Here is a 12,042-nt window from a genome sequence, read left to right as displayed (position 1 = left end):
CTGAGGCGCTCGAGCACCATCGCCATCCCCTGGCCGCCGCCGACGCACATGGTCTCGACGCCGAACTGCTTGTCCTCGGCCTGCAGGTTGTTGATGAGCGACGCGGTGATGCGGGCGCCGGTCATGCCGAACGGGTGGCCCAGCGCGATGGCGCCACCGTTGACGTTGAGCTTGTCCTCCTCGATGCCGAGCTCACGGGCCGAGCCGAGCACCTGCACGGCGAACGCCTCGTTGATCTCGAACAGGTCGATGTCAGAGATCTGCTTGCCGGCGATCTTCAGGGCGTTCTTGACGGCCTGGATCGGCCCGAGGCCCATGATCTCCGGCGACAGGCCGGACACGCCGGTGGAGACGACGCGCGCGAGCGGGGTGAGACCGAGCTCCTTGGCCTTGGTGTCGGACATGATCACGAGGGCCGCGGCGCCGTCGTTGAGCGGGCAGCAGTTGCCGGCCGCGACGGTGCCGTCGGGACGGAAGACCGGCTTGAGCTGCGAGATCTTCTCGTAGGTGGTGCCGGGGCGCGGGCCGTCGTCAGCGGTGACGACGGTGCCGTCGGGCATGGTCACCGGGGTGATCTCGTTGGCGAAGTGGCCACGCTCGACGGCCTCGACCGCGCGGTTCTGTGACCGCACACCCCAGTGGTCCTGCTCCTCGCGGGTGATGCCGGTGATCTGGGCGACGTTCTCGGCGGTCTGGCCCATCGGGATGTACACGTCCGGCAGGAGGCCCTGGTCACGCGGGTCGGTCCACACGTCGGCGCCACCCTCGGCGCGCTGGGCGGTGCGGGCCTCGGCGTCGGCGAAGATCGGGTTGTGGGTGTTCGGGATGTGGTCCGAGGTGCCGTACTGGAAGTTGGAGACGGTCTCCACACCGGCGGAGATGAACACGTCGCCCTCGCCGGCCTTGATCGCGTGCAGCGCCATCCGGGTGGTCTGCAGCGACGACGAGCAGTAGCGGTTGACGGTAGTGCCGGGGACGGTGTCCATGCCGGCGAGCACCGAGACGACGCGGGCCATGTTGAAGCCCTGCTGGCCGCCGGGCAGACCGTTGCCCAGCATCAGGTCGTCGACCTGGGCGGAGTCGAGCTCGGGCACCTTGGCCAGTGCCGCCTTGACCATCTGGGCGGTGAGGTCATCCGAGCGGATGCCCACGAGGGAACCCTTGTTGGCGCGCCCGATGGGGGAACGGGCGTAAGAGACGATCACGGCTTCCGGCATGGAAGGCTCCTTCGTGTCTGGTGGCTGCTTCGTGTGCGGCAGGTGAGGTTCAGGTCTGGTCGGTCGGTTCGCCCGGGTGGGGGTCGTCCCGGGTGAGGCGTGCCAACCGGAGGATCCGGCTCCGTCGCCGGAGGGTGTCCGCGGCCTCGCGGGCATCCCCCGTGCTCTCCGGATCGGCGTCCACGTCCTCATTATGCAGGAACGCGTTCTCGCCCTCGTCGCCCGTGTCCTCGTGGGTGCGGACGAAGTCGGTGAGGCGTTTGGTGAGGCGGGCGACCACGGACTCACGGTGTTCGGCACGGCCGGAGGCGTCGGCCGGTTCGGCGGCCTCGGCGGCGACGTCCGCGGCCTCGAGTGACGCGGCGGCCTCGGCGGCATCGTGCGGCAGATGCTCCTCGGGCACCTCGTCCCACACGCCCAGCGCCACACAGACCGCGGGCAGCAGCAGGCCGGCGGCGAGCTCGTAGCCGGCCGAGTTGGGGTGGAAGCGGTCGGGGGAGAACAGACTCTCGCCGCGGCGGTGGAACTCGGGGGCCAGGGTCTCGGCCAGCGACACCGGGACGCCCCCGGCCCGGCGGACCTGCACGGCCTGCGCGGCGGCCAGCCGCCGGCTGAGCGTGGCCATGACAGAACGCAGCGGCTGCGGCACCGGCTTGATGATGCCCAGGTCCGGACACGTGCCCACCACGACGTGGGAACCGCCATCACGTAGGGCCTGCACGGCTTCCCCGACGCGGCGTGCCGACGGGCCGATCGCGTTGCGCGAGGTGATGTCGTTGCCGCCGATGAGGATCACGGAGATGTCCGGCCGGCCGTGCGCGACCTGCATCGCCTCGACCTGCCCGGCCAGCCCCTTGGAGGTGGCACCGACGATCGCCTTGATGCTCAACCGGACGTCCCAGCCGGCCTCCTCGGCGAGGCCGCGGGCCAGCAGGACACCCGGTAGTTCGTCCGGTGAGTCGGCGCCCAGCCCGGCGGCCAGCGAGTCGCCGAAGACCATCATGTGGACGTCGCACGTCATGCCCGGCCGCCACGGATCGGGAGACGGCGCCCCCGGGCGGTACAGCCCGTCGCCGTCGTAGGGGCGGGAGGTGGGCTTCGGGATCACCCGACGGGCGATCCTGGCCTGCTGCGCGAGCACCTCGTACGCGCCGCGATACGCGCCGACCGTCCCCACTGCGGCCAGCGCGAGACTCACCACGAGTCGGCGGGCGGGATCATCGGCGTCGCTCATCTGGCGTGTCGTCTCCCTTCCGTGCGGTGGCGGGCGGCGGGTGCACACGCGAGGGCGCGCGCGTGCTCGGCCAACTCGACGATAGCCCGACGGCTGTCGGCGGGGCCGCCCGAGAGGTCGACGGGGTACTCGACGATCGAGATGTCCGTGTGCACGATCCGCCGCGGCTGAGGAGAATCGTCACGCCGCTGGGCGGGATACACCAGGTACGCGCGGTCGACGCCGAGCGCCGTGCAGGCGGCCAGCAGCCGGTAGTGCTCGGCCGCGCGGGTCCGGCGGTCCGTGGGATAGGTCGGTACGAACGTGGCGGCCGGCTCGCCGTCGACCTCGTACACCAAGCCGGTCCGCACGGAGATGTGGTCACCGTCCCCCGCGGGGGCGCGGTGACGGCCGGACGAGGTGTCACCGTCGGCCTCGGTACCGGAGTCCAGATTGACGACGGGGTTGTGCAGCAGCCGCCCGCCCCGCCCGTCGAGGGCGGCGGTCAGCTCGGCCTCCACGTACCGTTCGAACAGCTCCGGCATCTCGGTGACGAACGCCGCCGACGCCGCATGGCCGTCCTCGACCTCCACGGAGATGCGCCGCACGATGCGGTCCGCGAGCGACAGCGCGTCCTGGAACCGGGCGTTGAGCCGGCTCGGCGTCCACGCGGGCACGGGCGCGCCCTGACCGATGAGCGAGGCGTCGGACAACCTGGCGTCGACCATGGCGAGCCGACGGCGGGTCGCGTCGGGCAGCTCGGGCAGGAACTGCAGGCGGTGCGCGGCCGTGCGCAGGATGCGGTTCTCGGCGATGTCCGGCGTGAACTCGGAGTATGTGACCTCGAGCGGGATGGTCATGCCCGGATGGCGGCGGATCTGGTCGCCGAGCCGGATCCTGCCGCGAACGGTGGTCAGCGCCTCGTCGACCCTGCGGTACCCCCGCAGCAGCCCGGCGGCCAACGCCTGGTGCGCCAGCCGGGCCATCGACTCGGCGACGGAGGACCACAGCTCGTCGTCGTCCCGCGCCTGGACGGCCGAGGCCAGGAACGCGTCGTCGGCCGCGTGATCCAGCAGGAAGAACAGCTGCGTCAGCCCGAGGCTCGCGGCCGGCAGGACCCGCACGGACAGGCCCTCGACCCGCACCGACCCCACGGCACCGCTGGGGATGAGCCGCCACGTGTCGCGGCCTGCGGGCAGGACCTCCACCAGCCCGGTCTGCGACAGGTGCTGCGCGCCCTCCCAGCTCAGGGTGACGAGCCTGCCCCGACGGTCGAACTCGTCGAACTCGAGGGACATCAGCTCGGACGCCCCCGGACCCGTCGAGGTCGCGGTCACGCCCGCCCGATCTTGCGGCGCAGCGCCGCCAGGCCGAACCGCTCGTGGACCTCGGCGCGGGTGAGCCGCCCGTAGTAGTGCTCCTCGAGGAGCGGCAGCAGGTCGTACCGCCAGATCGCCTCGAGGCCGCCGGGCTCGGTGGCCTGGTCCTTCATGAAGTACGACGGCCCGATCCGCAGGTCGCGGTCGGAGTCGTCGATCTCCGAGTTGAGCGCCTCGAGCAGCTCCGCCGGCTCGGTCGACGCGCCGCGAGCCTCTAGGTGACGGCGCAGCACACCGGCGACCGGCGGGGTGTCGGGGTGCAGTTCCATGAACGCGAAGCGGCGGCGGATGGCCGCGTCGACCATGGCTATCGAGCGGTCTGCGGTGTTCATCGTGCCGATGATGAACAGGTTGCGCGGCAGCCGGAACGACGTGTCGGGGGAGTACTGGGGCAGGACGGTGCGGTCGCGGTATTCGAGCAGGAAGTACATCTCGCCGAACACGCGCGCGAGGTCGGCGCGGTTCATCTCGTCGATGATGAGAAAGCTCGGGTGCTCCCGGCCCGACTCGGACGTCGCGCGCGCGGCCTGCCGACGCAGCGGGCCGGCCTGTAGCGCGAAGCCCGGCTGACCCGACTCGGTGAGGGTGGGGCGGTAGCCCTCGAAGAAGTCCTCGTAGGCGTAGCTCGGGTGGAACTGCACCAGCTGGACGCGGCTCGGGTCGTCGGGACCGGCGAGGAAACGCGCGAGCTCCTGGGCGAGATAGGTCTTGCCCGTACCGGGAGGGCCGTAGAACACGATCTGTTGACGCTGCTGAAGCGTGTCGACGATCTCCTGCAGCTCCTTGCGCGGCATGTGCAGGCCGTCGGCGAGCTCGTCGGTGACCTCGGGCAGCGTGGGCACCGCGCCCGCGGCGGGGGCCTCCGCGACCTGCGACTCGGCGGAGTGGCGCCCCGGGTGCATGGCCGACAGCAGCGCGTCGAGCCCGTCGGTGAGGTCGACGACCGTGCCGGGCTCGCCGATCAGCTCGGACAGGGGGCTCGGCAGGGACTCGAGATCCAGGGTGACGGAGCTCCACAGCACGGACCGCTCGAGCTGCTGCCCGCCGTCCTCCACGTACCCGAGGTCGTCGGTGAGGGTGCCCAGGTGCAGCTTGGCGTCGGCGACGGTGGCCACCACGTCCTGTGGGCTCATCCGGGACAGGAACGTGTGCAGCTCCGCGGTGAGCTGGAAGCGCGCCTGGTAGTCCAGGTGCGGGTAGCCCTGCTCGACGGCCTGGGAGACCTCGAGCCGGCTGGCGTGGGCGGGGATCCGCGGCAGGTGCGAGGCGGGCAGCGCGATGCGGTTCTGCGCGACCCACTGCCCGGACTGGCCGACTCCGCCCCGGCCGGGCCGCACGAGCCACGCGCGGCGGGAGTGGTCATCGCGGTGCCGCTGCCACTGGTTGGCCACGGAGCCGCGGTACCAGTCCACGGGCTGACCGAGCTGCGCGGACAGCACCTCCGAGATCCGGTGCAGGTCCTGGTCGATGTCGAGCTCGTCGATCCCGGACGGCCCGCCGATGAGGTCGGCGAACGCGTCGCGGATCCGCGTCTTGTGCTCGTGCTTGACGATCGGCTGGAAGTAGCCGGGCCACACCAGGTACTGGAGGCTGTAGCGGATGGCCCGCCAGTCGCCGGGCGTCGAGCGCGCGGCCCGCTGGAACTCCCACGGGTCGGACAGGGCCGCGTCGCGGACGGAGGCGTCGAGCTCGGCCCAGTGGACGATGAACGAGCACAGCCAGCGCAGGTGCTCCCGCATCTGCACGTTGAAGCCCAGGCCGCCGGTCAGCGGGCCCTTCTCGGTGAGGACCTCGTCGAGGTCGGCGGGGATCTCCGGCGCCTCGTCCATCCAGGACAGCACGTCGCGGACGCGGCCCCTCTTGAGGCGCGCGGTGACGGTGCTCAGCGGCAGCTGCTGGATGTACAGCAGCTCGGCGGCCAGCAGCACCACCGGACGCGGGGCGCCTTCGAGCTGGTCGTGCAGCGCCTGCATGACGGGGGAGCGGGTCGACCCGGGCGCCGCCGCCCCGGTCGGGCCCGCCCCGCCGCCGGCGCCGCCCGCGTCGTTCGCGTCGTCCGCGGGGTCGGCGTCCAGGCGGCGGGCGAGCTCCTCAGCGACCTCGGGGGTCCAGGTGTAGAGATCGTCCTCGAAGGGTGACTGGCCGGTCCGGAGTGCCGGACCCAGGACCCTCGCTGCGGCCGCCTCGATCGTCGGGGCAGGGCCGTGGGGCCTGTTCTGGGAACCGTCTGACACGTTTCGAACTCCTGCTACGCCGGCGCTGAGTCGGGCACGTCTGGCCGCCCCGACATTCGTGAAGAACCTACCACCGGGGTCGCCACGGAGCAGGTCAGCTCTGGTACGGCTCCGCGGTCACGACGGTGACGGAGACCTTCTTGCCGTTGGGGGCGGTGTACTCGCGGGTCTCGCCGTTCTTGGCGCCCAGGACGGCCTTGCCGAGCGGCGAGTCGGGCGAGTAGATCTCGAGGTCGTCCTTGCCGGAGCCCTCGCCGCGGGTGCCGATGAGGAAGGTCTCCTTGGTGTCCTCGTCGCCGTTGTAGTACGCGCGGACGACGGAGCCGATGAGCGCGACGCCGGACTCGGTGGGCGTCTCGCCGACCTGGGCGTTGGCCAGCAGGTCGTCGATGGTGCGGATCCGCGCCTCCTCCTGGCCCTGCTGCTCGCGCGCGGCGTGGTAGCCGGCGTTCTCCTTGAGGTCGCCCTCCTCGCGCCGTTCGTTGATCTCGGCGGCGATGACCGGGCGGTTGGCGATCAGCGCCTCCTTCTCGGCCATGAGGCGGTCGTACGAGTCCTGGGTCAGCCAGTGGACCTGGGTGTCGTTCGCCATGAGCGCACTCCAATCTGTTCGCGTGCGTGACTTAATAAAAACACGGCCCCGCGGAACCGGAGCCGTGCTGAAGCGCCAATATTAACACAGTCACCGCCGCGCGAGGGCGGTGGTGGGTCGGGCTCGCAGGCGCTCTACCTGCGCAGGTAGTCCGGGACGTCCTCGCCGCAACCGTAGACGTCGGCGACGAACGCGCGGTCGGTGGTGAACACGGACGCGGTGATCTCGACGGTGCCGTTCTCGGACGGAGGAACGTAGACCTCACGCCGGCCCAGCTCGCCCTTGGACTCCTCCTGAGCCCGGATGATGCAGTAGGCGGGCGTGCCCGGTTCCTCGCGGGTGACGGTGAACGTGAGGTCGACCCGGCCGGAGTCCACGACCTCCACGCCGGTCGCCTCGCCCGAGATGTCGGGCGTCTGGTTGAGGCGGTACATCGTCACCACGCCGGCCACCAGCAGCGCGCCCACGAGCAGGACGAGGAGAACGGCGACGACCTTGCCGGCCACGCCCGAGCCGCGGTCGGCGTCGGCGTACCGGTCGGCGGGCGGCCCTGCGGGGCGCCGCGACGGGGCGTCCGACCTCGGCTCATTCATGGGGGCCAGGGTATCCGGGCGCGTCGGCGAGGACGGTCGGGGGGTCCACCGGGGCACGGGCCGGGGGCACGGCGCGCGGCGACGCCCATAGAATGGTGCGGTCCTCCACCTACTCGAGAAGAACGGCAGGTGCACCCGATGGCCGGTCTGCGGCTGATGGCGGTCCACGCCCACCCTGACGACGAGTCGTCCAAGGGGGCGGCGACCATGGCCAAGTACGTCGCGGAGGGCGTCCACGTGCTGGTCGAGACGTGCACCGGGGGAGAGCGGGGCGACATCCTCAACCCCGCGATGGACCGCCCGGACATCACCGCGAATCTGCCCGCGGTTCGCGTGCGCGAGATGGCGCGCGCCGCCGACATCCTGGGCGTCGACCACCACTGGCTGGGCTACGTGGACTCGGGGCTACCCGAGGGGGACCCGTTACCGCCCCTGCCGGAGGGGTGCTTTGCCCTGGCCGACGACGACGAGGTCACCGAGGCCCTGGTCCGCAGGATCCGCGAGTTCCGGCCACACGTGATGATCACCTACGACGAGAACGGTGGTTATCCCCACCCGGATCATCTGAAGGTGCATTCGGCGTCGATGGCCGCCTACGAGGCCGCCGCGGACCCGGCCCGGTATCCGGACGCTGGCGAGCCGTGGGCCATCGCGAAGGTCTACTACACGCACGGCTTCCCCCGGCGCCGCCTCGAGCTGCTCGACGAGGAGCTGTACGCCCGCGACGGCGTCCGCCACTTCGACGAGTTCCTGTCCCGCTGGAAGGACCGTCCGGACGTGATGGAGCGGGTGACCACCCGGGTGGAGTGCGCGGACTACTTCGAGCAGCGCAACTCGGCCCTGCTGGCGCACGCCACCCAGATCGACCCCAACGGCTGGTTCTTCGCCGCGCCGGTGGAGATGCAGCAGCGGGTGTGGCCGACCGAGGAGTTCGAACTGGCAGCCAGTCGGGTGGGCTTCCCTCAGCTCGGTGAGGGAGAATACGAGACAGACCTCTTCGCGGGAGTCGACCCGTCGGTCGAGCTCCCGGTCGGACCGAGCACGAGTGAGGACGCGCGATGATCACCCTGGGACCGGACGTCCAGATCCTGGCGTACGAGTCGGCGATGATCTTCGCTCAGAACCAGTCGCCCGGCACCCCCGGGTACAACGACAACCCGGTCGGCCCCGAGTTCGGCAAGGCCTCGCCGCTCGGTATCCCCCTCGTACTGCTGCTGCTCATCGCCACGGTCCTGCTCGTGCGCAACATGAACAAGCACATCAAGAACCTGCCGGAGAGCTTCGACGCCGAGAACCCGGCGCCGGACCAGCTCGCCGACGAGGGCACCGACCGCTCTGGTGTGATCGGTGCCCCCGGTAGCGACGAGGTGGGCGACCCGCGCTGACGCCCCGCGGCGTCAGGCGCGCCGGCCGGGTGTCCGGTGCCGCTGCCGGTCTAGCGTCCCAGGAGATCGCCCATCGGGACGAAGTCGCTGAACTCGTCGTCGTCGTCCCGTCGTCCCCGCTTGTCATCCGCGCGCGTCGGCTCGACCGCGCCGGCGGTGACCCCCGCGAACCGCAGCATGTAGTCGCCGAGTTCGGTCCCCACCCGGACGGCCCGCGTCCGCAGTGAGTTCTCGTCGCCCGCGGTGGACACGGCGCCGAAGTCCTCGGCGGCCGCGAACACGGTGGTGGGCACGACGTCGGCCTTGAGGTAGGCGAACATCGGCCGCAGCGCGTAGTCGACCGCCAGCGAGTGCCGCGCCGTCCCGCCCGTCGCGCCCAGCGCCACCGGCACCCCGGCGAGGGTGCCGGGCTCGATGACGTCGAACAGCAACTTGAACAGGCCGGAGAACGACTGGTTGTAGATCGGCGTCACCGCGATCAGCCCGTCCGCGCGGCCGATCGCGTCGATCGCCGCGCTCAGCTTCTCGCCGGGGAAGCGGGTGACCGTCGCGTCGACGACCTCGTGGGCCAGCTCGCGCGCCTCGAGGACCGTCACCTCGACGCGCTGCCCGTGGCGGGCGAGGGCGTCGCGGGTGGCCGAGGTGAGTTGGTCGGCGAGCATCCGCGTGCTGGAGGGCACGGAGGTGCCCGCGGCGACGACGACGAGGTTGAGCGGCCGCTCGTCAGGGGCGGTGTGGTCGGTCAGGTGCTCGGAGGTCACTTGGACTCCTTTCCGGCCGGCGCCTCGGCGAGGCGGGCCTGGGTGCGGCGGCTGCGGGCGAGCGACTCCTGCTGTGCCCGCTGCCCGCCCTCGGCGGTGAGGCCCGTCCAGTTGTCGCCGGTGCCGAAGCGGTAGGCGTCCGAGTAGGCGGGCTCGCCGGCGGCGGCCAGCTCGGCGTCGCGGGCGGCGACCCGCGCGGCGTGGGTGGGGCCGTCCGGCACGTGGGCCGGGCGCAGGGCGTCGAGCTCGCGGCGGAGGGTGGGGACGATCTCGGTGCCCAGGATCTCGATCTGCTCGAGCACCGTCGTGCGCGGCAGGCCGGCGTGGTCGACGAGGAACAGCTGGCGCTGGTAGTCGCCCACGTGCTCGCGCATCGTCATGTAGCGGTCGATGATCTGCTGCGGCGAGCCGACCGTGAGCGGGGTCTGCGCGGTGAAGTCCTCGAGCGACGGGCCGTGGCCGTAGACCGGGGCGTTGTCGAAGTAGGGGCGGAACTCGTTCACAGCGTCCTGGCTGTTGGCGCGGGCGAAGAACTGGCCGCCCAGCCCGACGATCGCCTGATCAGCCGAGCCGTGGCCGTAGTGCTCGTAGCGGCGGCGGTACAGCTCCACCATCTGCTTGGTGTGGTGGATGGGCCAGAAGATGTTGTTGTGGAAGAAGCCGTCGCCGTAGAAGGCGGCCTGCTCGGCGATCTGCGGCGAGCGGATCGAGCCATGCCACACGAACGGGGCGACGCCGTCCAGCGGGCGGGGCGTCGAGGTGAACTGCTGGAGCGGCGTGCGGAACTTGCCCTCCCAGTCCACCACGTCCTCGTGCCACAGGCGGTGCAGGAGCTCGTAGTTCTCGATCGCCAGCGGCAGGCCCTGGCGGATATCCTGCCCGAACCACGGGTACACCGGACCGGTGTTGCCGCGACCCATCGTCAGGTCCACCCGGCCGCCGGCCAGGTGCTGCAGCATGGCGTAGTCCTCGGCGATCTTCACCGGATCGTTGGTCGTGATGAGCGTCGTGGCCGTCGACAGGATGATTTCGCTGGTGCGGCCCGCCACGTAACCCAGCGTGGTGGTGGGGGAGGACGTGACGAACGGGGGGTTGTGGTGCTCACCCAGTGCGAACACGTCCAGGCCCACCTGCTCCGCCAGCGTGGCGTACTCGACTATTGCCTCGAGCCGCTCGTGCTCGGTGGGTATGCGCCCGGTGGTGGGGTCCGGGGTGATGTCGGCGATGCTGAAGATTCCGAACTGCATGGTTGTCCCTCTCGATCTGTTGATGCGCCCAGCGTACGTTGCTGACATGTCAAACAAAAGGGGGCGCAGCCGTATTCCCCCTCACCCGACACTGCCGCCGCCCCTCGCCATGGCGCCTGGCCTGCGCTTCGGTGCGCGCGAGACGCCATGGCGAGGGGCGGCCGCGGGAGCGCGCGGCACGAGCAGTGGCGAGTCACCACGTCCGCGAGCGGCTGCGGCGGTGGCGGGGCGATCGCCGTTCGCAGTGACTCCGGTGAACCCCCGTCGTGGATGCGGCATTCGACGGATTCGTCGCTATCCGCACCGGAGCGATGTCACGATTCGTGGCATCCGGCAGAGGAGGGCCAGTGGCCGAGTGGAATGTCCGGCGGTGGCGTCGCTACGGCCACGACCGCCTTTACGCGTCGACGCCCGGTGGCACCGACCTCGGCTATCTCGACCTCACGACGGGCCGGTACCGCTCCGACGACATGTCTAACCTGCCATTGCTGCGCCGGGCGATCGAGGACCACTTCGCCGCCCAGCGACCGCCGCATCAGGGCCCCGTAACGACCCCGGCCCCGGCGCCTGGCCCGTCGGCGGCTCCTGGCCCGGCGCCGACGCGGTCCCCGGAGCTGGCGCGCACGGACACGCCCGATGCGGTAGTCCATGGCCGGGTTTCGCCGCCTCCGCCTCCGCCTCCTTCGCCGTCGCAGTCGCCGTCGCCGGGCCCGACCGGACCGAGGTGGCACGATCTCGCGGACGTGCGGGCGGGCGCCTCCGCACGCGAACGCGCGGTGGCCGAGCGTGCGGCGCAGGGCACGATTCGCCACCTGTTCGCCCGGCTTGTCGACGCGAGGACCGACGAGCGAGCGTGGCGGATCGGCGCCGACGGCGAGGAGGCGGTCGCCGAGCAGTTGGCCGGGCTGGGCGTGCACTCGCGCGTTCTTCATGCGGTGCGGGTGGGCGATCGCGGCGCGGACATCGATCACGTGGTGGTCGGCCCGGGTGGGGTGTTCACCGTGAACGCGAAGAACCACCCGAAGGCGTCGGTCTGGGTTGGCGGCGACGTCTTCCTGGTGAACGGCCAGCGCCACGCCTATGTTCGCAAGAGCCGTTTCGAGGCGCAGCGGGCGTCCCGGATGCTCGCGGAGCACGTCGGTTTCCCGGTGCCGGTCACGGGCATCATCGCGGTGGTGGGTGCGCGGCGCGGGTTCACGGTGAAGGCTCAGCCGGCGGATGGCGCGGTAGTTGTGGTGCCGCGGCGCGGTATTCGCCGTTTCCTGCAGTCCCGGCCATCGCGATTGGGGCTTCGCGAGATCGACGCGATCCACGAGGTCGCCAGGCGATCGAGTACCTGGCAGCGCTGAGCGCGCCCGGGGCCGGCCGGGATGCGGTCTGGCGGCGTTGGCCTATGACGAGCGATGGCGGCGTTCGACCCC

11 protein-coding genes are annotated in these 12,042 nt (G+C 71.3%); 3 read left to right on the top strand and 8 right to left on the bottom strand.

Going from position 1 to position 12,042, the window contains the following annotated elements; genetic code table 11:
- From DCI01S_RS14815 to DCI01S_RS14790, 6 genes are all read right to left on the bottom strand, one after another.
- The coding region (locus tag DCI01S_RS14815; RefSeq protein WP_061229940.1) for an acetyl-CoA C-acetyltransferase at positions 1-1,217 on the bottom strand (1,217 nt) is incomplete at its 3' end.
- 49 nt (positions 1,218-1,266) lie between these two features.
- The gene (locus DCI01S_RS14810) at positions 1,267-2,451 is read right to left on the bottom strand and encodes an SGNH/GDSL hydrolase family protein (RefSeq protein WP_061229939.1); all 1,185 of its coding nucleotides are present in this window, start codon (positions 2,449-2,451) and stop codon (positions 1,267-1,269) included.
- Positions 2,448-3,767, bottom strand: coding sequence for an McrC family protein (locus DCI01S_RS14805; RefSeq protein ID WP_061229938.1), 1,320 nt, complete (start codon positions 3,765-3,767; stop codon positions 2,448-2,450). Before DCI01S_RS14805 ends, DCI01S_RS14810 begins: the two co-directional genes overlap by 4 nt.
- On the bottom strand, positions 3,764-6,043 hold the full coding sequence (locus DCI01S_RS14800) for an AAA family ATPase (protein ID WP_061229937.1): 2,280 nt from the start codon (positions 6,041-6,043) through the stop codon (positions 3,764-3,766). Before DCI01S_RS14800 ends, DCI01S_RS14805 begins: the two co-directional genes overlap by 4 nt.
- A 94-nt stretch (positions 6,044-6,137) precedes the next feature.
- Positions 6,138-6,635 (bottom strand): transcription elongation factor GreA, encoded by a 498-nt coding sequence (greA, locus tag DCI01S_RS14795; protein WP_061229936.1) that lies wholly within the window; start codon positions 6,633-6,635, stop codon positions 6,138-6,140.
- A gap of 134 nt (positions 6,636-6,769) precedes the next feature.
- The gene (locus tag DCI01S_RS14790; protein ID WP_061229935.1) at positions 6,770-7,228 is read right to left on the bottom strand and encodes a DUF4307 domain-containing protein; all 459 of its coding nucleotides are present in this window, start codon (positions 7,226-7,228) and stop codon (positions 6,770-6,772) included.
- A gap of 138 nt (positions 7,229-7,366) precedes the next feature.
- Between DCI01S_RS14790 and mca the strand changes: the two genes are divergently transcribed.
- Positions 7,367-8,290: a mycothiol conjugate amidase Mca gene (gene mca, locus DCI01S_RS14785; protein ID WP_061229934.1), complete on the top strand. Its 924-nt coding sequence runs from the start codon at positions 7,367-7,369 to the stop codon at positions 8,288-8,290.
- On the top strand, positions 8,287-8,613 hold the full coding sequence (locus DCI01S_RS14780; protein ID WP_061229933.1) for a hypothetical protein: 327 nt from the start codon (positions 8,287-8,289) through the stop codon (positions 8,611-8,613). The genes mca and DCI01S_RS14780 overlap by 4 nt, the downstream gene beginning before the upstream one ends.
- 50 nt (positions 8,614-8,663) lie before the next feature.
- Here the strand turns inward: DCI01S_RS14780 and DCI01S_RS14775 are convergent, their stop codons facing one another.
- Together DCI01S_RS14775 and DCI01S_RS14770 are read right to left on the bottom strand one after the other, a co-directional pair.
- Positions 8,664-9,374 (bottom strand): CE1759 family FMN reductase, encoded by a 711-nt coding sequence (locus DCI01S_RS14775; RefSeq protein ID WP_061229932.1) that lies wholly within the window; start codon positions 9,372-9,374, stop codon positions 8,664-8,666.
- A complete protein-coding gene (locus DCI01S_RS14770; protein ID WP_061229931.1) occupies positions 9,371-10,621 on the bottom strand; it encodes an LLM class flavin-dependent oxidoreductase in 1,251 nt (416 codons plus the stop codon). The genes DCI01S_RS14775 and DCI01S_RS14770 overlap by 4 nt, the downstream gene beginning before the upstream one ends.
- Before the next feature lie 347 nt (positions 10,622-10,968).
- On the opposite strand from DCI01S_RS14770, the gene DCI01S_RS17980 reads away from it, so the two are divergent.
- A complete protein-coding gene (locus DCI01S_RS17980) occupies positions 10,969-11,970 on the top strand; it encodes a nuclease-related domain-containing protein (RefSeq protein WP_244881757.1) in 1,002 nt (333 codons plus the stop codon).
- Positions 11,971-12,042: the final 72 nt, after the last annotated feature.

Source organism: Dietzia cinnamea NBRC 102147, from assembly GCF_001571065.1.
In the GTDB taxonomy this organism is placed as follows: Bacteria; Actinomycetota; Actinomycetes; order Mycobacteriales; family Mycobacteriaceae; genus Dietzia; species Dietzia cinnamea.
This window is presented reverse-complemented; position numbering and strand designations above follow the sequence as displayed.